Raw genomic sequence first — 18,631 nt, forward strand, 5'->3', positions numbered from 1 at the left:
CTCACCGAGGAGCGGACGCATGACAGCCACGGATATCGGCGCCGCCGGCGCCCCCATCCTGCCCGAGGCCGGGCTGCGGCAGTTCCGTGACGACGGCTTCACGGTCGTGCGGGGGCTGTTCGAGTACGACGAGATCGACCGGCTGTGTGCCGAGTTCGCGGCGCTGCACGCGGCCGGGCCGGTGCCCGGGCACTTCGAGCCGCGCGCGTCCGCGGACCCGCTGCACCGGTACCCGAGGGTGATGCACCCGCACGAGATCAACGACCTCGCGCGGCGCGTCCTGCTGGACCCGCGGCTGCGCGACGTGCTGCGGGGGCTGCTCGGCGAGGAGGTGCTTGCCGCGCAGAGCATGTTCTACTTCAAGCCGCCGGGGGCCCGGGGCCAGGCGCTGCACCAGGACAACTTCTATCTGCGCGTCGAGCCCGGCACGTGTGTGGCGGCGTGGGTGGCCTGCGACGTGATCGACCGGGACAACGGCGGTCTTGAGGTCGTGCCCGGCACGCACCGGATGGAGCTGTTCTGCCCGGAGGAGGCGGACGCCGAGCTGTCCTTCGCGCGGGAGTACGTGCCTCCGCCGCCGGGGCTCACGCCGGTGCCGGTCGACATGGAGCCCGGGGACGTGCTGTTCTTCAACGGCAGCCTGGTGCACGGCTCGCAGCCCAACCACACCGCCGACCGGTTCCGCCGCTCCTTCATCGGCCACTACGTCGGCCGTTCCACCGAGCGCATCGGGCAGTACTACCGCACGTTGTCGATGAGCGGCGAGCGGGTGGCGCTGCCGGAGAGCGAGGGCGCGGGCCCGTGCGGCACGGAGTTCGCGCCGACCGGGCCGCACTGACCCTCGCTCCCCCTCAGCTCCCCCTCAGGAGTGGCCGACGATGGGCCGCGCGGTGTAGGGCTGCTCCAGCTCCTCGATCTCCTTGTCGCTGAGGTCCAGTTCGACGGCGGCCACCGCGTCCTCGATGTGGTGGGGCTTGGCCGCGCCGACGATCGGCGCGGCCACCGTGTCCCGGTGCAGCAGCCAGGCGAGGGCCACCTGGGCGCGCGGGACGCCCCGGTCGTTCGCGATGCGGGTGACGGCCTCGACGATGGTGCGGTCGCCCTCCTGGTACAGGCGGCTGCCGAAGTTGTCGCCCGCGCTGCGCTCGGTGACGGTGCCCCAGTCCCGGGTCAGGCGGCCGCGGGCGAGCGGACTCCACGGCAGTACGCCCACCCCCTGGTCCGCGCACAGCGGCAGCATCTCCCGCTCCTCCTCGCGGTAGAGGAGGTTGTAGTGGTTCTGCATGGCGACGAACTTGGTCCAGCCGTGCCGCTCGGCCGTGTACTGCATCTTGGAGAACTGCCAGGCGTACATCGAACTGGCCCCGAGGTAGCGCACCTTGCCCGCCTTCACCAGGTCGTGCAGCGCCTCCATCGTCTCCTCGACGGGCGTGTGCGGGTCGAAGCGGTGGATCTGGTACAGGTCGACGTAGTCGGTGCCGAGGCGGGCCAGGCTGTGGTCGATCTCGGCCATGATCGCCTTGCGGGACAGCCCGGCACCGTTGGGCCCGGGCCGCATCCGGCCGTTGACCTTGGTCGCGAGCACGATCTCGTCCCGGCTCGCGAAGTCGGCGAGCGCCTTGCCGACGATCTCCTCGCTGGTGCCGTCGGAGTAGACGTTGGCGGTGTCGAAGAAGTTGATCCCGGACTCCAGCGCCTGCCGGATCAGCGGACGTGACGCCTCCTCGTCGAGGGTCCACTCGTGCACACCGCGGTCGGGCAGGCCGTAGGTCATGCAGCCCAGACAGATCCGCGAGACGTCCAGGCCCGTCGAACCGAGCTTCACGTACTGCATCGTTGCCGCTCCTGCCTTCGGGGGGTGGGTACGAGGGGGAGCGTACGACGCCGTACGCATTCCCTGTCATACGCGACTTCGCCAGGCCCGGTACGACCTGACTCACCCCAGCAGGTCCAGCGCCCGCTCCCACCCGAACTCCGGCCGCCTGCCGTCCTCCCCCACCTCGCCGGAGTACGGCTCGCCGAAGCGGACGCCCATCCCGCGCAGGCGTACGAGACTGTCCTGGTAGGCGGGATGGGCGGCCAGCGTGTCGGCGACGCACGGCAGGACGGCGACGGGGACGCCCAGTCCGTACGCCTCGCACAGGGTGGCCACGGCGAGGGTGTCGGCCAGGCCGGCCGCCCATTTGTTGAGGGTGTTGAAGGTGGCGGGCGCGACGACCACGGCGTCGGGCGGCGGAAAGGGGCGCGGATCGCCGGGGCTGCGCCAGGCCGAGCGGATCCGCCGTCCGGTCTGGGCCGCGACGGCGTCCGTGTCGAAGAAGCCGTTCATCGCGACGGGCGTGGCGATGACGCCGACCTCCCAGTCCCGCTCCTGGGCGGCGATGATCAGTTTGCTGACGTCCGCGGCGATCCCGGCGGCGCAGACGACGACGTAGAGGAAGGGTTTCCCGGCCTGTTCGCTCACCCGGGAACCCTACTCAACCGGCCCGTGCGATCTGCCTGTTCGTGGGCTATTCGACGGGCAAGGACCGCCCCCGCTCGGCTTCCGGCCGCGGCCCGAAGATGCGCCGCTGCCCCTCCTCGATGGGCTGGGCTCGTTCGACGAGGCGGAGGACGCCGTCCAGGGGGCCTGGCTGCGGCTGAGCCGTACGGGCGACGACGGCATCGACAACCTGGGTGGCTGGCTGACGACGGTGGTCTCCCGGATCTGCCTGGACATGCTGCGCTCGCGTGCGTCCCGCCCGGAGGCGCCCTACGGCCAGGATCTGCCGGTCTCATCTGCCGGTCTGGAGGCGGGCGGCACGAACCCGCCCGAGGAGGCGGCCGTGCTCGGCGACTCCGTGAGCCTCGCCCTGCTGGTGGTCCTCGACCGGCTGGGCCCCGCCGAGCGGGTCGCGTTCGTGCTGCACGACCTGTTCGGCCTGCCCTTCGACCGGATCGCCCAGGTCGTGGACCGCTCCCAGCCGGCCGCGAAGAAGCTGGCCAGCCGGGCCCGGCGCATGGCCTGTCCGGCGGATCAGGCAGGAGTAAAGCAGCGGCGCCTCGTCTACGCAGGTGAGCGGGGTCTGGTGCGGCCAGCTGCAAGGCGGAGGAGGGCGGCGACGCGATGGGGGTCCCCCCGCGCAAGGTTGTTCGAGCGTGGGGGAGTCGACAACCGACGACAACGCCGCAGATGGGCGTGCCAGACCCCGCGTCTCCGGCCTGATCCGCCGGACAGGCCCTGGGTACGGGGCACTCCCGCGGTCCCGGGTGCCGAGGTCGACCGGCATCGGCGGGTCGTCGAGGCGTTCCTGGCGGCCGCGCGGGACGGCGATCTCGGCGGGCTGCTGGACGTGCTCGCCCCCGACGTCGTGCGCCGGGCCGATCCAGCCATCCTGCCGCCCGGGGTGGCGCCCGAGCTGCGGGGTCCCCGGGCGGTCGCGGAGGGGACCGTGGCGCTGCGCGAGCGGTCCCGGTTCGCGGCGGTCGCCCTCGTCGACGGCGACGTCGGTCTCGTCGTCGCCCCGCACGGCCGGTTGCTGCTCGCCCTCACGGTCACCGTCGAGGACGAGCGGATCACCGCGTACGACGTCATCGCCGACCCGGCCCGGCTCGGCCGGCTCGACCTGGGCGTCCTCGACCTGCCGGAGATCAGCCCACCGCCTCGGACACCGTGATGGCGCCGACCGGGCAGGCCCTGGCGGCCTCCCGCACCATCGGGTCGCCGCCGCCGTCCTCCCGGCCGGGCAGGATGGTGCTGTAGCCGTCGTCGTCCTGGGTGAAGACGCCCGGGGCGGCCAGGGCACACTGGCCCGCGCCGACGCAGGTGTCCGTGTCGATGTCGATGTGCATGAACGGAAGCCTCCTACCAGGTCACGGGGAGTTCCAGCATCCCCTGGACCGTGTCGCCCGGTTTCCACGCGATCGCGTGCGCCGAAGCGGCGAGACGGTGCGCGGGCAGCCGGTCGAAGAGCGCGCACAGGGCGAGCTCCAGCTCGGCGCGGGCGAGGTTCTGGCCGAGGCACTGGGGGATGCCGAAGCCGCAGGGGGACGTGGTGGCGGGCCGGGCGGTGCCAGTCCAGGGTGTCCGGGTCGGCGTAGACGTCCTCGTCGCGGTTGATGACCGAGGTCGCGAAGATCACGCCGTCGCCCGCCCGGATCGTCGTCCCGGCCAGCTCGATGTGCAGGTTCGCCCTGCATCTGAAGTAAGGGCGGGGCGGCACCCTTTGGGGCCGTGGGGGAACAAGGTATGGATGAATACAACACGCACCGGTGTTCAACTACGGTGCGAGTCAGCCGTAGTCGACGACGATGGGACGGATGCCATGCCTCTTGAGGGCGAGTACGAACCCAGCCCGACGCAGTGGGTGCGCGAGCAGGTGGAGCTGTACGAGAGCTCCGGCGGTACCAAGGGGACGACCCTGATGGACACGGGGATGCCCGTCATCCTGTTGACGACCCGGGGTGCGAAGAGCGGCAAGATACGCAAGACGCCGCTGATGCGTGTGGAGCACGAGGGGCGGTACGCGGCCGTCGCCTCCCTGGGCGGGGCGCCCAAGCACCCGGTCTGGTACCACAACGTCAAGAGCGATCCCCATGTGGAGCTGCAGGACGGGCCGGTGAAGCAGGACATGACGGCCCGTGAGGTCACCGGCGCGGAGAAGGCCGAGTGGTGGGAGCGTGCCGTCGCGGCGTATCCGCCGTATGCCGACTACCAGAAGAAGACGGAACGGGAGATTCCGGTCTTCGTGCTGGAGCCCGTGGACGGGAGCTGAGCCTTCGGCGAAAAATCTCTTGCCCGGGGAGGCATGGACCCGCGTCCGCCGGGCACCCGAGCGTCAGGCCCCGCCGCGTTCCCCCGTCGCGGCGGGGCTTTCTCGTGCCTCGGCTGCGGGACGGTCGGTCACGTCGAGGAAGATCTGGTCCGCCTCGGCGATCGTCCCGGAGATGGACCGCTTGATGCGCACGGCGACCTCCTCGACCCGCTCGCTGTCCAGGCCGGGCACCAGGTCGATCCGGGCGGCCACCAGGACCGAGTCCAGGCCCATCTTCATCGTTAACAGCGCCTCCACGCTGTCGATCTCGGGCTGCGCCTGAAGCAGGGCGCGGATCCGGCGGCTGGACTCCGGGTCGGCGGCCTCGCCGATCAGCTGGTCGCGGGCCTCGCGTCCCAGCCGGTAGGCCACGTAGACGAGCAGCGCGCCGATCGCGAACGACGCGAACGCCTCCCACACGACCTGGCCGGTGGCCAGGTGCAGCGCCATACCGGTGATCGCGAGGGTGACGCCGAGCACCGCCGTGCCGTCCTCGGCGACGACCGTGCGCAGCGCCGGGTCGCGCAGGCCGTCCATGCCGCGGCCCTGCCGGTGCGCCTGGTAAAGGGCCCGGACCAGGGACACCCCCTCGGCGAGGAGGGCGACGCCCAGCACGATCAGGCCCGCCACGTATCCGCTGAGCTTCTCCTCGGAGCCGCGGCTGAGGGCCTCGAAACCCTGGAAGAAGGAGAAGCAGCCACCCATGACGAAGATCCCGACGGCGGCGAGCAGCGACCAGAAGAACCGCTCCTTGCCGTAGCCGAAGGGGTGGCGCCGGTCGGCGGGGCGGCGGCTGCGCCGCAGTGCGGCGAGCAGGAAGACCTCGTTCATGCTGTCGGCCACGGAGTGCGCGGCCTCCGACAGGAGCGCCGGTGATGCGGCGAGCAGGCCGCCGACCGTCTTGGCGACCGCGATCAGCAGATTCGCCGCGAGCGCGACGAGCACGGTGACGCGTGTTCTGTGGTCCGCCTTCCTGTCCGTGGCCGACGCCGTCGTGGCCGGCGCGGTCGTGGCGGGCTCGTTCCTGGATGTCCGGTTCGTGGATGTGCCACTCACCTTCGCCGACTGCCCCGGTCGGTACGACTCACACCGTGCCGTCGTCCGAAAACGGGGAACGCGTTCACCACAGAACAGGCGCGGAGAGGGAGGAAGCATGGGCGTCGCGGACGGCGCGGACGGCGCGGACGGCGGTAACAGCGCGTACGGCAGGAGGGCGTTCAAGCGGTCCAAGAGCCATTTCACGGACCGGATCACGGCGGACGGCCGGGGTGGCTGGCCGGTGGTGCCCGGCCGCTACCGTCTGGTGGTCAGCCGTGCTTGTCCGTGGGCGAGCCGGTCGCTCGTCTCCCGGCGGCTTCTCGGTCTGGAGGACGCCCTGTCCCTCGCCGTCGCGGACCCGATCCAGGACGACCGCAGCTGGCGCTTCACCCTGGACCCCGACGGCCGCGACCCGGTCCTCGGCATCCGCTATCTCAGCGAGGCGTACGACCGGCGGGAGACCGACTACCCGGGCGGGGTGAGTGTGCCCGCGATCGTGGACGTGCCCAGCGGGAAGCTGGTCACCAACGACTTCCAGCAGATCACCCTGGACTTCGCCACCGAGTGGACGGCCCTGCACCGGGAGGGCGCGCCCGACCTGTACCCGAGGGCGCTGCGCGACGAGATCGACGCGGTGATGACGGACGTCTACGAGGACGTCAACAACGGCGTGTACCGGACGGGCTTCGCCACGGACCAGGAGGAGTACGAGGCCGCGTGCGCGGGCGTGTTCCGGCGCCTGGACCTGCTCACGCCCCGGCTGGCCCGGCAGCGCTACCTGGTCGGCGACACGATCACCGAGGCGGACATCCGACTGTTCACCACCCTGGTCCGCTTCGACGCCGTCTACCACGGCCACTTCAAGTGCAACCGCTGGAAGCTGGCGGAGAACGAGGTCCTGTGGGCGTACGTCCGCGACCTCTACCAGACGCCGGGCTTCGGCGACACCGTCGATTTCGACCACATCAAGCGGCATTACTACCAGGTGCACACCGGCATCAATCCGACCGGCATCGTGCCCCTCGGGCCCGATCTGTCGGGGTGGCTGACGCCGCATCACCGGGAGGAGCTGGGCGGCCGCCCGTTCGGCGACGGGACACCACCCGGGCCGGTCCCCGCGGACGAGGAGGTTCCGGCGCGGGGGCGGCCCTGACCGACGAAGGAGACGTACATGGCCAAGAAGAAGAAGTTGAAGCTTCCCTTCGCCTACCAGCCCATCGGCTTCGTGCTGGGCTGGTCGAGCGGCTGGCTGGCGGGGCTCGCCTTCCGCAAGACATGGATGGCGATCCGGCACGAGGAGGACGCACCCGATGCGCTGGACCGGGACCGCGGCTGGGGAGAGATCCTGCTGGCCGCCGCGATCCAGGGCGCCATCTTCGCCGCGGTACGCAGCGCGGTGGACCGCACGGGCGCGAAGGCCATCGAACGCAGGACCGGTGTGTGGCCGACCGGTGAGAAGGGCGGCCGGGACTGACGGGAGCAGGGGCTTTGCGCGGGGGGGCCGACGGGGTGAGCCTGCCTCCGGCTCCGGCCCTGCTCGGGACCGGTGTGCCGGCCCGGGGCTCTGCGCGGGCACGGTCTGCCGGGGTCGGCCTGCGGGCCGGGGCCCCGCCCGGCCACGGCCGGCCGGAGTCAGCCTGCGAGCCCTGTGCGGGCCGGGCCTGTCGGGATCAGTCATCTGGCCTCGGCGCTGCGCGGCCGGGGTCTGCCGGGCCCCCGGCTCCGCCTGGAAACGGCGTGCGCGGCATCACCCAGCTCGACACGCCCTCCCCTGGTCCTCGACCCCAGCCGACTGCGGTGTGACGAACCCCAGGCCCCGCCCGGAACGGCGGTGCACGCCCCCGGCTCGACACGCCCTCCCCCGGTCCTCGACCCCAGCCGACTGCGGTGTGACGAACCCCAGGCCCCGCCCGGAACGGCGGTGCACGCCCCCCGGCTCGGCGAGGCTTGCCAGGCCTCGGCCCTCCCGGGCGCGGTGTGACGAGCCCATGCCCCGCCCACTGCCCGCTCAGCCCTGCTTGGGCGCCGTCGAGGCGACCAGGCGCAAGGTGAACGAGTGGCCGGCCGGGTCGGCGTAGCCGCGCTCCTCGTACGGGCCGGTCGCGTCCTTGGTTTCCAGTGGGCGGCCGCCGAGGCCGACCACCTTGCGCTCCGCCTCGTCCAGGTCCTCGACCATGAAGTCCAGGTGGGCCTGGAGGGCGTTCTCGGGGCGCGGCCAGCTCGGCGGGGTCGCGTTCACGTCGCGGCGGAAGGCCAGCCGGATGCCGTCGGCGCCCCTGATCTCCACCCGGTTGGCGTTCTCCTCCGTCTGCTCGGCCTCCAGCAGCTCCTTGTAGAACTCCGCCAGCTTCTCGGGCTCGGCACAGTCGAGCACGACGACGCCCGCTTTCACCAAGGCCATGTCTCCTCCGAAAGGTCCGGGGCGCGGGGCGTCGTGCCCCGCCGCCCTCTTCCTTGCGGATATCCCGGCCCGGCCGATTCAGTCGGCGACCAGCCACTCCCCGTCGCGCATCAGCTCACGACCGTCCAGCTCGTTCGCCTCGCGCCAGGCCTGGATCCGCCGGGGCCGGACGCGGAAGTACAGGTAGGGCGTGGCGAGTCGGCGGGGATCGAACCCGGTCTTGGTGGCGAAGAGATCGGCCTCCTCCTCGGGCAGCTCGGCGGGGGTGATCGTGTCGGCGGTGCCCTCCACGAGGACGACGTCGCGGGTCGGCCCGATGCCGAGGCGTGCCTTGCCCGTCGTCTTCAGGTTGCGTCCCGTGGGGCTGGCTGCCGGGGTGGCCAGCAGCAGGGTCGAGCCGTCCCAGAGGAAGGAGAGCGGGACGAGGTACGGCCCCGAGCCGTCGCCGTCGGCCGTGGCGACCCAGGCGTCCTCGTCGTGCTCCAGTCGGTTCAGGGTGTCCTGCTTGCGCTGCTTGGCGGGGCGTGCGGGTTGCCGGGTCATCGTTGGGCAGCCTCCTGGCGGGTCGTAGGGCGGACGTTTCAGCATGACAGTCCGGCTTCCTTCCTACCCCCGGATCTCCGCCAGTCGCGTCGCCGCCGCGCTCAGCAGAAGGTCCAGGGCCGCCGGATAGGAGCTGTGCCGCATGTCCGCGACGAGATGGCGGGCCGTCGCGGCGATGTGCGGGTGGGTGTCGGCGGGCAGCCGGGCGTACGTCGCCCGCCACACGGCCGCCTCCGTCTCCCGGGCGGACTTGGGCATGGCGGCGCTCGCCGAGTCGAGGGCGCCGAAGGCGAGCGCCTGGTCGACGAAGGCGTGGTAGATCCGCACCGCCTCGGCGTCGGGGAAGCCTGCGCGGCGCAGCACGCCGAGGATCGTCTCGACGGCCTGGATCTCGAACACCCGCCCGGTCACCCGGTAGGAGCTGAGCACGGCCGCCCGGGGATGCGCGAGCGCGCCGGCGTGCATGCGCAGGCCGAGATCCCGCAGGTCGGCGAGCCAGTCGCCGCTGGGACGCCAGGTGCGCAGCGTACGGCCGATCAGCTCGTCGGCGATGGCGAGCATCAGGTCGTCGGTGTGCCGGAAGTAGCGGTACAGGGAGCTGGGGTCGGCGCCGAGGGCGCGGCCGAGACGACGGACCGACAGGGCGTCGCCGCCGTGCTCCTCGATGAGCCTCAGGGCCGTCTCGACGATCAGTTCCTCGGACAGGACGACGCCCTGTTTGGTGGGCCGCCTGCGCTGTCTGGCAGCCGGCGGGACGACGCGCTCGGTCATGGATGCCTCCGTGGGGCCGATGGGGCACCTTACGACAACATCGTTGACCTGTTGAGCCCCCGGCGAGTTTCATGTGCGGTCACCGGGGCCGACCAGGCCCCCCGGTGCGAGCGGAGAGCTGGCCATGTCCGACAAGCCCTACGGTGTCGACCCGCCCGCGCGGCCCGTGCTGCGCAAGTCCCTCGGCGTCGTCGACTCGGTCGCGATCGCCGCGTCCAGCACGGCCGCGACCACCAGCATCGGCATCGGCCTCGGCGTCACGGCCGCAGTGGTCGGGCTGCATCTGCCGGCGATCATGCTCCTGGCGTTCCTGCCGGTGCTGGGCATCGCCGGCGCCTACTCCCGGCTGAACCGCGTCGAGCCGAACGCGGGCAACGGCTATGTGTGGGTGGGCCGTTCCCTCACGCCGTGGCTCGGCTTCATGGTCGGCTGGGTGACCATCGTCGCGACGGTGGCGTTCCTCGCGTACACCACGGCGGTCACCGGCTCGGCGCTGATCCAGCTCGCCGGGGACGCCGGGCTGCACCGGGTCGGCGGGCTCGCGCTGGATCCGGGGTCGACGGCGCAGACGACAGCGGTCGGGATCGTGGTCCTGACCGCCGTCACGCTGACCGCCGTAACGGGCGTACGGACGGCGGCGCGGCTGCAGGCCGGGCTGCTGGTCTTCGAGTACGTCGTCCTGCTGGGCTTCTGCGGATACGGCATCGTCACCGGCCCGCATCCCTTCAGCCTGAGCTGGTTCGACCCGTTCGCGATTCCCTCGGCGTCGGCGCTCGCGCAGGGGATGCTGCTGTCGGTGTTCTGCTACTGGGGCTTCGAGGCCGCGTTCAGCGTGAACGAGGAGGTCCGCGACCCACGGGACGCCTCCCGGGCCGGGATCACCACGCTGGTCACGATGCTGGGGCTGTTCCTCCTCGGCTCGGTCGCCTTCCAACGGGTGCTGTCCGAGCCGGAGTTGGTGGGACACGGTGCCGAGGGGCTGGCGTTCTTCGGCGACCGGCTGGCGTCCCAGCCGCTGGCCGCGCTCCCCCTGGTGGCGCTGATGTTCTCGGCGGTCGCCTCACTACAGGCCGGGGTGATCCCGACGGCTCGGGCGATGTTCGCGATGAGCCGGGACCGTACGCTCGGGCCGGTGTGGTCCAGGGTCAGCCCCCGGTACGGGACTCCGGCGGCCGGCACGCTGCTGATCGGCGCGCTGGCGACGGCGGTCGCGGCGCTCGCGCTGGTCATTCCGCGACTCGCGGACATGATCATGGCGACGGTGAACGCGGTGGGCATCGTGGTCGCCCTGTCGTACGCGCTCACGGCTCTCGCGGCCGCCGTGCGCTTCCGCTCCCTGTTGCGCGAGGACTGGCGGCAGGGGGTACGGGCGGTGGTACTGCCCGCACTGAGCGCGGCCGTTCTGCTGAGTCTGGGCGGTTACCTCGGCTGGTCGTTCTACTCCTCCGCCGACCACTTCGAAGTCAGCGCGGACAACGGGTGGTTCCTGCTCACCACTCCCCTGGTGATGATCGCGTCCGGCTTCGTGGCCGCCGCGTGGGCCAGGTGGGTGCGCAGATCGCCGTACTTCCGCACCGGCGAGGGCACCGACGCCGACGCTCCGCAGCTGCTCGCCACGCCTCACTAGCCCTACCAGGAAACGGGACATGTACGCAGATCTGCTCTTCACCGGCGGCCCGGTCCTCACCCCCGAGGGCCGTACCGCGACCGCCGTCGCCGTCACCGGCGACCGCATCACCGCCGTAGGACGGGACGAGGTGCACGAGCTCGCCGGGCCTCGGACGGACGTGGTCGACCTCGGCGGGCGGCTGCTGCTGCCCGGCTTCCAGGACGCGCACGTCCATCCGGTGCCGGCGGGTCTGGAGCTCACCCAGTGCGACCTGACCGGGACCAGGACGGCGGCCGAGACCGTCGCCGCCGTGCGCGCGTATGCCGCCGCGCATCCCGAGCGGGAGTGGATCACCGGTGGCGGCTGGTCCATGGAGGCCTTCGAGGGCGGTACGCCGACGAAGGAGCTGCTGGACGCGGCCGTTCCCGACCGGCCGGTCTACCTGCCCAACCGCGACCACCACGGTGCCTGGGTCAACAGCCGCGCCCTCGCCCGCGCGGGCATCACACGGGACACGCCCGACCCGGCCGACGGGCGGATCGAGCGGGACGCCTCCGGTGAGCCGAGCGGGACGCTGCAAGAAGGTGCGATGCAGCTCGTCGGGCGGCTCACTCCCCCGGCCACGCCCGCCGACCGGCTGGCGGCCCTGCTGCACGCCCAGCGCCATCTGCACGCACTCGGCATCACGGCCTGGCAGGACGCCCTGGTCGGGGAGTTCCTCGGCATGGACGACCCGTCCGAGGCATACCTCACGGCCGCCCGCGACAGCTCGCTCACGGCGCGGGTGGTCGGCGCCCTGTGGTGGGACCGCGAGCGCGGCGCCGAGCAGATCTCCGAACTCGTCGAGCGCCGGGCAGCATTGAGCCACGGCCGGTTCCGCGCGGGCACCGTCAAGCTGATGCTGGACGGGGTCGCCGAGACCGGCACGGCCGCGCTGCTGGAGCCGTATCTGGACAAGTGCGGCTGCGCCACGACCAACCGGGGCACCAGCTTCATCGACGTGGATCAACTGCACAAGTACGTCACCGAGTTGGACGCGCTCGGTTTCCAGTGCCACTTCCACGCCCTGGGCGACCGGGCCGTACGCGACGCGCTGGACGCGATCGAGGCCGCGCGGGCCGCGAACGGGCCGAGCGACACCCGGCCGCATCTGGCGCACCTTCAGGTGGTGCACCCCGACGACGTTCCGCGCTTCGCGCGGCTCGGTGCCACCGCGAACATCCAGCCGCTGTGGGCCGCGCACGAACCGCAGATGGACGAGCTCACGATCCCCTTCCTCGGGGCCCGACGGGCCGCGTGGCAGTATCCGTTCGGCGCGTTGCTGCGCTCCGGCGCCACCCTCGCGGCGGGCAGCGACTGGCCGGTCAGCAGCCCGGACCCGCTGCACGGGATCCATGTCGCGGTCCATCGGGTGGCGCCGGGCGGCGAGGCGCCGGTGTTCCTGCCCGCCGAACGCATCGGCCTCGCCGAGGCGTTGACCGCCTACACGGCGGGCTCGGCGTACGTGAACCACCTCGACGACACCGGTCAGGTGCGCGTGGGCGCCTTGGCCGATCTGGTGGTGCTGGACCGCGACCCGTTCGAGGGGCCGCCGGAGGCGATCGCGGAGGCACGGGTGGCGCTGACCTATGTGGGGGGCGAGGCAGTATACGCAGCTCAACTGGCATGAGCAGTAACGGACATCACGGCCAGGTCACGGTATAGATCATTTACGCTCTGGGCAGTCTCGTACCGCTTCTCGGTTCAACTTTCGGCCAGAGAAGGCCAGTTCGAGTGCGCGGGCGGTCAACTCGACCGCCCGATCGCAGGGGTGGGGGGACTCTGCGTTCCGTCTCCCGAAAGGAAACGCATGCCTCAGGACGTCACGTTCGACCTCCCTTTCGACACCCCCGTCAGCGAGCATCTGGAGTACGCCCGGGCACGCCATCTGCGCTGGATCTGGGACATGGGCCTGGTGCGCAGCGTGGCCGGCTTCGAGGAATACAAATCCTGGGACCTGCCCCAGGCCGCCGCCCGCACCTACCCCCACGCCACGGCGGACGACATGGTCGTCCTGATGAACTGGTTCTCTCTCGCCTTCCTCTTCGACGACCAGTTCGACGCCAACCAGCCCGACCGCGCGGACCGCATAGCGGAGGTCGCGCGGGAGCTCATCGTCACTCCCCTGCGGCCGGCGGGCTTCCGCCCTCGGGTGGTCTGCCCGATCACCCTGGCCTGGGCGGAGGTCTGGAAGCATCTCTCGGATGGCATGTCCTTGAACTGGCGGACGCGGTTCGCCGCCTCCTGGGGGCGATTCCTCGTGGCGCACTGCGAGGAGGTCGACCTCGCGGCCCGGGGCCTCGCGGGGACGCTCGGGCTGGACGAGTACGCCGAGTTCCGGCGCCGTACGGTCGGCATCCACCACAGCATCGACGCGGGTGAGCGCAGCCGCGGCTTCGAGGTGCCCGCACAGGCGATGGCGCATCCGCTGATGGAGCGGTTGCGCGATCTGGCCGCCGACACCATCGGGTTCATGAACGACATCCACTCCTTCGAGCGCGAGAAGCGCCGGGGGGACGGCCACAACCTCATCGCCGTGCTGCACCGGGAGCGGGGCTGCTCGTGGAAGGAGGCGGCCGACGAGGCGGTCCGTATGACGACCGCGTGCCTGGACGAGTACGTCGAACTGGAGGCCCGCGTCCCGCGGATGTGCGACGAGCTGGGCTTCGACGAGGACGAGCGGGCACGGGTGCGGATGGGGGTGGAGGCCATCCAGCACTGGATCAACGGCAACTACGAATGGGCGCTGGTGTCGGGCCGCTACACAGCGGCCAAGGACGGTCCGGCGGCCGACGCCGAACTGGCCGGGCGCGGATCGGTGGACGACCTGCTGGCCGTGTGAGCGAACGGCGCTGCCCGGTCGGTGACCGACCGGGCAGCACAATCGCACGCCTTAGAGCCTGGCCGGGGATGTGACACAGGCTCTTAGACGGGGAATTCGACCGGCAGGCTGTCGAGTCGGGACTCCCAGGTGGAGGCGGTCGAGGTGAGCTCCTCCGGTGGCACGGCCAGGCGCAGGCCCGGCAGCCGGTGCAGCAGAACGTCCACGGCGATCTCGATGATGGACTGGCCGATGCTCTGCCCGGGGCACTCGTGCGGGCCCGCGCTGAAGGCCAGGTGCGACTGGTTGCCCTGGACGGAGACGCCCGGGTCGGGCCGGACCTGCGGATCGAGGTTGCCCGGCGCCAGCCCGAGGACGAGCAGGTCGCCCTCCTGGATGTGGTGACCGCCCAGTTCCAGATCGCCGGCGGCGAAACGCCCCGGCAGTACGGCCAGCGGCGGGGAGTTCCACATGACCTCCTCCACCACCGCGGAGATGTTCAGCTGGCCGCTGATCAGTCCGGACAGCCGGGAGGTGTCGGTGAGGATCAGTTGCAGCACCCGGGCCAGCAGGTTGCTGGTCGTGGTGTGCGCGGCGATGAGCACCAGACGCAGATGGCTGACGACCTCCTCCCCGTCGAGCGCCGCGGGGTGCTCCAGGAGGGCCGTGGTGAAGTCGGAGCCGGGTTCGGCCCGCTTGCGCTCGGCGAGTTCGCCGAGGATCTCGATGATGCGGTCGTTGTGCGCGACGGCGTCCTCACCGCCCTTGAGGACCTGGGCGCAGGACTCGACCAGCCGGCGCCCCTCCGCCTCGGCGAGGCCGAGGATGCGGGTGAGGACGAGCATCGGCAGGTATTCGGCGTAGTCCGCCACCAGGTCGGCCTGCCCGGACTCCGCGAACGCGTCGATCTGCTTGTTCGCGAAATGCGTGGCGTGGCGCCGGACGCCGCGACCGGATGCGGCCAGCAGTCCGTCGGTGACGGCGCCGCGCAGCCTGCGGTGCGGTTCGCCGTCCTGGGAGACGCAGTCGGGGCGCCAGGCGAGCATCGGCACCAGCGGCGAGGTCTCCTCGACGCGGCCGTCCAGCCAGTCCCGCCAGATCCTGGCGTCGCGGCTGAACTGGCGTGGGTTGTCCAGGACGCGCCGGTTGTCGCGGTAGCCGAGGACCAGCCAGGCGGGGATGTCCCCCTCCAGCAGGACCGGCGCGACGGAGCCGTGTTCCTTGCGCAGCCGCTCGTAGATGCCCAGCGGGTCGGTCGCCGCCTCCGGCCCGTACAGCCGGGTCGTATCGGCCGGGCCGTGCGCGACCGGGCAGCCGCGTGGGGCGTCGGGGCCGTTTAAGGTCTGGTCGCTCATCGGGACTCCAGTGCGACGGCGGAGCGTTCCTTCAAGTGACGTATCAGGGCGACGAGTACGTCACGGCTGGAGGCCCGGTCGCGGGCGTCGCAGGCCACGATCGGGGTGTGCGGGGAGATGTCCAGAGCGTCCCGGATCTCTTCGATGGGGTGCTCGGTGGAGTCCGGGAAGATGTTCAGGGCGATGACGAAGGGGACGTTCTGCCGCTCCATCTCCTCGATCGCCCGGAAGCTGGAGGCGAGTCGGCGGGTGTCCACCAGGACGACCGCGCCGAGCGCGCCCTTGAACAGGCCGTTCCACAGGAACCAGAAGCGTTCCTGGCCCGGCGTGCCGAACAGGTAGAGCACCAGCTTCTCGTTGATGCCGATCTTCCCGAAGTCCAGGCTGACGGTGGTCTCCGTCTTGTCGGCGACGCCGATGAGGTGGTCGACGTCGGCGCTGGCCTGGGTGAGGGTCTCCTCGGTGGTGAGCGGCTTGATGTCGCTGACCGAGCGGACCATCGTGGTCTTGCCGGTGCCGAAGCCGCCGGCGATCATCACCTTCACCGAGCGGGTGCCCCCGGCGTCCGGCTCGCCGGGATGGTCAAAGCCTTTCAAGTCCACTGAGTACCTCCTCAAGGAGCGCGAGGTCGGGCCCGCGACCGGCGTGGTGCGCCGGGATGGGGTCACGGGCTTCGACGCGGCCTGCCTCGAGCAGATCCGCCAGCAGCACCGCGAGAATGTTGAAGGGCAATCCGAGGTGGGCGCCGAGTTCGGCCACCGACAGCGGATCGCGGCAGCGCCGGAGGATCTCCTCGTGCTCGTGCTGCATGCCCGGCAGGGGGTCGGTGCGGGAGACGATGAGGGTCGCCACGTCGAGGCTCGACGCCGAACCGCCCGGTCCGCTACGTCCTCCGGTCAGGACGTAGTAGCGCTCGAGACCGGACGGGTCCGTGGGCCGACGGGGAGCACTCATCCAGAGTGCTCCTCCAGGCGCGGAGTGGTGCCGAGGAGCTCGCCCATCCTGCGGGCCAGATCCCTCATCTGGTGTCCCAGCAGGCCCTGGTCGAGGCCTTCCCGGGCGAGGACACCGAGATACGTCTCCACACCCGCGCGGACGACGAAGAGGTGGCCGCCGTCGACCTCGATCATGGCCAGCCGCAGCTGCCCCGCGTATGTGGGGAACTGCTCGGCGACCGGCTGGGCCAGCGCCTGCAGTCCGGCCACCACGGCGGCGAAACGGTCCACGTCGTCGGGGTCTTCGGCACCGTAGGAGGTGATGGCCTTGCCGTCGCTGGAGGCCACGAGGGCGAAGCGGATCTCCGGGATGGACTCCACCAGATCGCGCAGCGCCCAGCTCACGTCTGTTCCCTGTTGCGTCATGTGGACTGGTCGCTCTCTTCAGTGCGGTGCTCTGCGGACTCGCGGCCGTCGGCCGTACCGTCTGCCTCGGTGGGCTCGCGTCCGGCGGTGGCGAAAGCGGCCAGGCCGGTGAAGGACGCGTCCGGCGGGACGGCGGAGACTCCCGTCTCCCCGGTCCGCTCGGTGCGCTCGGCCGGCTGGTGCGGCGCCTCCTCGTTCCGCTTGCTCCTGCGCCGGGGCAGTCCGCCGGGCGTGGTGTCCACGGCGTCGGTGGTCTCGACGGCGGCCGGTCCGCGGGCCGGAGCCGCCGCGGCCTGGGCCACCGGGGCGGTGGCCGCGGGGGTCGCGGGGGTCGCGGGGGCCGCCACGGGCAACTGGCTGAAGTACTTGTGCGGTACGACGACGACCACGGAGGTACCGAGCCAGGGCGAGTCCGCGAAGGTGACCCGGATGCCGTAGCGGCGGGCGAGGGCTCCGACGACCCGCAGGCCGATGCTGGCGTCCTCGGAGATGCCGCCGAGGCCGGGGCCGGTCCCGGTGCCCGCGAGGGCATGCTCGGCCTCGCGCTTCTTCTCCTCGCTCAGGCCCTTGCCGGAGTCCTGGATCTCGATGCCGACGCCGTTGGGGACCTCCTTGCCGGAGACGACCACCGGCTCCGTGGGCGGCGAGTAGCGGGCCGCGTTGTCGAGCAGGTGGGCGAAGATGAGCGTGAGGTGGTCCACCAAGCCGCCGTCGACGCCGAGTTCGGGCAGATGGCGCACCTCGACCCGGTGGAAGTCCTTGATCCGGCCGATGCCGCCGCGCACCACGCTCAGCAGGCGCTGCGGCTCCTGCCACTGCCGGCCGGGCCGGTCCGAGCCGCCCAGCACGCCGATGCTGGCGGCGAGACAGTCGGCGGGGCCGATCTCCTGGTCGAGCTCCATCAGACCGCGGGCGACGGCCGGCAGACGGCCGTGCTCGCCCTGCATCTCGTGCAGCCGACCGCGGAGCTTGCTGGTCAGCACGTGGATGCGGTTGCCGATGCTGATGACGGCCTGCTCGGCGGAGGTCGACCGGTTGAACTCCTCCTCGACGCCGATCAGGGCGGTCCTGAGGATCTTGCGGAGTTCGGCCTGGAGGTCGGCGCTGACCTTCGCGCACTGGCTGGTGGTGGGCAGGAGGTCGTCGATGGCCTCACCCTCCCGCAGGCGCCCCAGCGCGTCCGGCAGCTGCTCGCCGCCGAGGCGGGCGACGGCGTCCTGCTGGTGCGCCAGCTGCTCCTGCCAGACCTCGGCCTGGTCGGCGAGCTGGGCCTCGTAGGACTTGGCCTGGTCGGCCAGCCGCTCCTCGTACGCCTGGGTCTGCTCGGCGATCCGTTCCTCGAAGGTCCGGGACTGCTCGGCGAGTTGCACCTCGTAGGCGCCCGCCGCGTCGGCGAACTGCGCCTCCTGGGCGGCGCGTTCGGCCGAGTACTTCCGCTCCAGGCCGGCCACGTGCTGCTGCCACTGCTGGGAGTGCTCGGCCTGCGAGGTACGGAAGGAGCTCTCCGCCCGCTGCAGTTGGCCACGTGTGCGCACGAGGAGACGTACGCACACGGCGCCGGCCGCCGTCGCGGCGGCGCCCGCGACGGCCGTGGTTATTCGCTCGGAGCTCATGAACGTGGCGGCGACCGTCCCGCCTCCTAAGGCCAGCGGCATCAACCACCAGCTGTACCAGGCGACAGGGGCCCGCGCCGCCGGGGGCGGAGTGGCGAGTTCCATCTGCATCCTTCGAACAACACGATCGAACAAGGGGGGTGTGCAAGGGGGGACCGCACTCATGAGTACGCACCGCGGGACGAGCGATCGCTCACGCGTCAACTCGCGGCGCCGCACGGGAGCTTATCGGGTTTGAAGCAGAAAGGATCAACCTCGCGGCAGGGCGGACGTGAGGGTTCCGTCAC

20 protein-coding genes and 1 pseudogene are annotated in these 18,631 nt (G+C 71.5%); 8 read left to right on the plus strand and 13 right to left on the minus strand.

Going from position 1 to position 18,631, the window contains the following annotated elements; all coding sequences use genetic code 11:
* The first annotated feature begins 19 nt into the window (after positions 1–19).
* On the plus strand, positions 20–838 hold the full coding sequence (locus tag CLM62_RS42750; protein ID WP_095755278.1) for a phytanoyl-CoA dioxygenase family protein: 819 nt from the start codon (positions 20–22) through the stop codon (positions 836–838).
* A 24-nt stretch (positions 839–862) separates the two neighbouring features.
* Here CLM62_RS42750 and CLM62_RS42755 read toward each other — a convergent pair whose 3' ends face one another.
* Positions 863–1,834 carry an aldo/keto reductase gene (locus CLM62_RS42755; RefSeq protein ID WP_095755279.1) on the minus strand — a complete coding sequence of 324 codons (972 nt, stop codon included), beginning with the start codon at positions 1,832–1,834 and terminating at the stop codon, positions 863–865.
* A gap of 102 nt (positions 1,835–1,936) precedes the next feature.
* Complete coding sequence (locus CLM62_RS42760; protein WP_095755280.1) at positions 1,937–2,464, minus strand: flavoprotein; 528 nt, start codon at positions 2,462–2,464, stop codon at positions 1,937–1,939.
* Positions 2,465–2,588: 124 nt separating this feature from the next.
* On the opposite strand from CLM62_RS42760, the gene CLM62_RS52435 reads away from it, so the two are divergent.
* Positions 2,589–3,656, plus strand: coding sequence for a sigma factor-like helix-turn-helix DNA-binding protein (locus tag CLM62_RS52435; protein ID WP_257004427.1), 1,068 nt, complete (start codon positions 2,589–2,591; stop codon positions 3,654–3,656).
* On the opposite strand, the gene CLM62_RS42775 is transcribed toward CLM62_RS52435, so the two are convergent.
* Positions 3,631–3,831 carry a ferredoxin gene (locus CLM62_RS42775; RefSeq protein ID WP_095755281.1) on the minus strand — a complete coding sequence of 67 codons (201 nt, stop codon included), beginning with the start codon at positions 3,829–3,831 and terminating at the stop codon, positions 3,631–3,633. The two genes, CLM62_RS52435 and CLM62_RS42775, sit on opposite strands and share 26 nt — an antisense overlap.
* 13 nt (positions 3,832–3,844) lie before the next feature.
* Positions 3,845–4,160 (minus strand): annotated as a pseudogene (locus CLM62_RS52440) (cytochrome P450); the annotation flags it as partial.
* A 144-nt stretch (positions 4,161–4,304) separates the two neighbouring features.
* Between CLM62_RS52440 and CLM62_RS42785 the strand changes: the two are divergent.
* Positions 4,305–4,754, plus strand: coding sequence for a nitroreductase family deazaflavin-dependent oxidoreductase (locus CLM62_RS42785; protein ID WP_095755282.1), 450 nt, complete (start codon positions 4,305–4,307; stop codon positions 4,752–4,754).
* A 63-nt stretch (positions 4,755–4,817) separates the two neighbouring features.
* Here CLM62_RS42785 and CLM62_RS42790 read toward each other — a convergent pair whose 3' ends face one another.
* The gene (locus CLM62_RS42790; RefSeq protein ID WP_257004418.1) at positions 4,818–5,849 is read right to left on the minus strand and encodes a cation diffusion facilitator family transporter; all 1,032 of its coding nucleotides are present in this window, start codon (positions 5,847–5,849) and stop codon (positions 4,818–4,820) included.
* Between the two features lie 97 nt (positions 5,850–5,946).
* On the opposite strand from CLM62_RS42790, the gene CLM62_RS42795 reads away from it, so the two are divergent.
* Together CLM62_RS42795 and CLM62_RS42800 are read left to right on the plus strand one after the other, a co-directional pair.
* Complete coding sequence (locus CLM62_RS42795) at positions 5,947–6,984, plus strand: glutathione S-transferase family protein (RefSeq protein WP_095755284.1); 1,038 nt, start codon at positions 5,947–5,949, stop codon at positions 6,982–6,984.
* 18 nt (positions 6,985–7,002) lie between these two features.
* Complete coding sequence (locus tag CLM62_RS42800) at positions 7,003–7,305, plus strand: DUF4235 domain-containing protein (RefSeq protein ID WP_095755285.1); 303 nt, start codon at positions 7,003–7,005, stop codon at positions 7,303–7,305.
* Between the two features lie 534 nt (positions 7,306–7,839).
* On the opposite strand, the gene CLM62_RS42805 is transcribed toward CLM62_RS42800, so the two are convergent.
* From CLM62_RS42805 to CLM62_RS42815, 3 genes are all read right to left on the minus strand, one after another.
* Entirely contained in the window at positions 7,840–8,232 is a 393-nt protein-coding gene (locus CLM62_RS42805; RefSeq protein WP_095755286.1) for a VOC family protein, read from the minus strand.
* A gap of 78 nt (positions 8,233–8,310) precedes the next feature.
* Positions 8,311–8,775, minus strand: coding sequence for a pyridoxamine 5'-phosphate oxidase family protein (locus tag CLM62_RS42810; RefSeq protein WP_095755287.1), 465 nt, complete (start codon positions 8,773–8,775; stop codon positions 8,311–8,313).
* A gap of 63 nt (positions 8,776–8,838) precedes the next feature.
* Positions 8,839–9,546, minus strand: a complete 708-nt coding sequence (locus tag CLM62_RS42815; RefSeq protein ID WP_095755288.1) for a TetR/AcrR family transcriptional regulator — start codon at positions 9,544–9,546, stop codon at positions 8,839–8,841.
* Between the two features lie 124 nt (positions 9,547–9,670).
* Between CLM62_RS42815 and CLM62_RS42820 the strand changes: the two genes are divergently transcribed.
* From CLM62_RS42820 to CLM62_RS42830, 3 genes are all read left to right on the plus strand, one after another.
* Positions 9,671–11,173 carry an APC family permease gene (locus tag CLM62_RS42820; protein ID WP_095755289.1) on the plus strand — a complete coding sequence of 501 codons (1,503 nt, stop codon included), beginning with the start codon at positions 9,671–9,673 and terminating at the stop codon, positions 11,171–11,173.
* A 19-nt stretch (positions 11,174–11,192) separates the two neighbouring features.
* Entirely contained in the window at positions 11,193–12,824 is a 1,632-nt protein-coding gene (locus CLM62_RS42825; protein ID WP_095755290.1) for an amidohydrolase, read from the plus strand.
* A 180-nt stretch (positions 12,825–13,004) separates the two neighbouring features.
* On the plus strand, positions 13,005–14,036 hold the full coding sequence (locus CLM62_RS42830; protein ID WP_095755291.1) for a 7-epi-alpha-eudesmol synthase: 1,032 nt from the start codon (positions 13,005–13,007) through the stop codon (positions 14,034–14,036).
* 83 nt (positions 14,037–14,119) lie between these two features.
* On the opposite strand, the gene CLM62_RS42835 is transcribed toward CLM62_RS42830, so the two are convergent.
* The 5 genes from CLM62_RS42835 to CLM62_RS42855 are packed head-to-tail and all read right to left on the minus strand — an operon-like array spanning position 14,120 to position 18,449.
* On the minus strand, positions 14,120–15,370 hold the full coding sequence (locus CLM62_RS42835; protein WP_095755292.1) for a cytochrome P450: 1,251 nt from the start codon (positions 15,368–15,370) through the stop codon (positions 14,120–14,122).
* Entirely contained in the window at positions 15,367–15,972 is a 606-nt protein-coding gene (locus CLM62_RS42840; protein ID WP_095755293.1) for an ATP/GTP-binding protein, read from the minus strand. Before CLM62_RS42840 ends, CLM62_RS42835 begins: the two co-directional genes overlap by 4 nt.
* Entirely contained in the window at positions 15,953–16,324 is a 372-nt protein-coding gene (locus CLM62_RS42845) for a DUF742 domain-containing protein (protein WP_095755294.1), read from the minus strand. Before CLM62_RS42845 ends, CLM62_RS42840 begins: the two co-directional genes overlap by 20 nt.
* Positions 16,321–16,731, minus strand: coding sequence for a roadblock/LC7 domain-containing protein (locus CLM62_RS42850; protein ID WP_095755295.1), 411 nt, complete (start codon positions 16,729–16,731; stop codon positions 16,321–16,323). Before CLM62_RS42850 ends, CLM62_RS42845 begins: the two co-directional genes overlap by 4 nt.
* Positions 16,728–18,449: an ATP-binding protein gene (locus CLM62_RS42855; RefSeq protein ID WP_095755296.1), complete on the minus strand. Its 1,722-nt coding sequence runs from the start codon at positions 18,447–18,449 to the stop codon at positions 16,728–16,730. The genes CLM62_RS42850 and CLM62_RS42855 overlap by 4 nt, the downstream gene beginning before the upstream one ends.
* Between the last annotated feature and the right edge of the window lie 182 nt (positions 18,450–18,631).

Origin of the sequence: Streptomyces sp. SA15 (assembly GCF_002291145.1) — a bacterium.
GTDB lineage: Bacteria > Actinomycetota > Actinomycetes > Streptomycetales > Streptomycetaceae > Streptomyces.

Bases quoted from the DNA above. Each gene is read 5' to 3' on its own strand.
- CLM62_RS42750 (WP_095755278.1), top strand. From the start codon at position 20: ATGACAGCCACGGATATCGGCGCCGCCGGCGCCCCCATCCTGCCCGAG.
- CLM62_RS42755 (WP_095755279.1), bottom strand. From the start codon at position 1,834: ATGCAGTACGTGAAGCTCGGTTCGACGGGCCTGGACGTCTCGCGGATC.
- CLM62_RS42775 (WP_095755281.1), bottom strand. From the start codon at position 3,831: ATGCACATCGACATCGACACGGACACCTGCGTCGGCGCGGGCCAGTGT.
- CLM62_RS42785 (WP_095755282.1), top strand. From the start codon at position 4,305: ATGCCTCTTGAGGGCGAGTACGAACCCAGCCCGACGCAGTGGGTGCGC.
- CLM62_RS42795 (WP_095755284.1), top strand. From the start codon at position 5,947: ATGGGCGTCGCGGACGGCGCGGACGGCGCGGACGGCGGTAACAGCGCG.
- CLM62_RS42800 (WP_095755285.1), top strand. From the start codon at position 7,003: ATGGCCAAGAAGAAGAAGTTGAAGCTTCCCTTCGCCTACCAGCCCATC.
- CLM62_RS42805 (WP_095755286.1), bottom strand. From the start codon at position 8,232: ATGGCCTTGGTGAAAGCGGGCGTCGTCGTGCTCGACTGTGCCGAGCCC.
- CLM62_RS42810 (WP_095755287.1), bottom strand. From the start codon at position 8,775: ATGACCCGGCAACCCGCACGCCCCGCCAAGCAGCGCAAGCAGGACACC.
- CLM62_RS42815 (WP_095755288.1), bottom strand. From the start codon at position 9,546: ATGACCGAGCGCGTCGTCCCGCCGGCTGCCAGACAGCGCAGGCGGCCC.
- CLM62_RS42820 (WP_095755289.1), top strand. From the start codon at position 9,671: ATGTCCGACAAGCCCTACGGTGTCGACCCGCCCGCGCGGCCCGTGCTG.
- CLM62_RS42825 (WP_095755290.1), top strand. From the start codon at position 11,193: ATGTACGCAGATCTGCTCTTCACCGGCGGCCCGGTCCTCACCCCCGAG.
- CLM62_RS42830 (WP_095755291.1), top strand. From the start codon at position 13,005: ATGCCTCAGGACGTCACGTTCGACCTCCCTTTCGACACCCCCGTCAGC.
- CLM62_RS42835 (WP_095755292.1), bottom strand. From the start codon at position 15,370: ATGAGCGACCAGACCTTAAACGGCCCCGACGCCCCACGCGGCTGCCCG.
- CLM62_RS42845 (WP_095755294.1), bottom strand. From the start codon at position 16,324: ATGAGTGCTCCCCGTCGGCCCACGGACCCGTCCGGTCTCGAGCGCTAC.
- CLM62_RS42850 (WP_095755295.1), bottom strand. From the start codon at position 16,731: ATGACGCAACAGGGAACAGACGTGAGCTGGGCGCTGCGCGATCTGGTG.
- CLM62_RS42855 (WP_095755296.1), bottom strand. From the start codon at position 18,449: ATGGAACTCGCCACTCCGCCCCCGGCGGCGCGGGCCCCTGTCGCCTGG.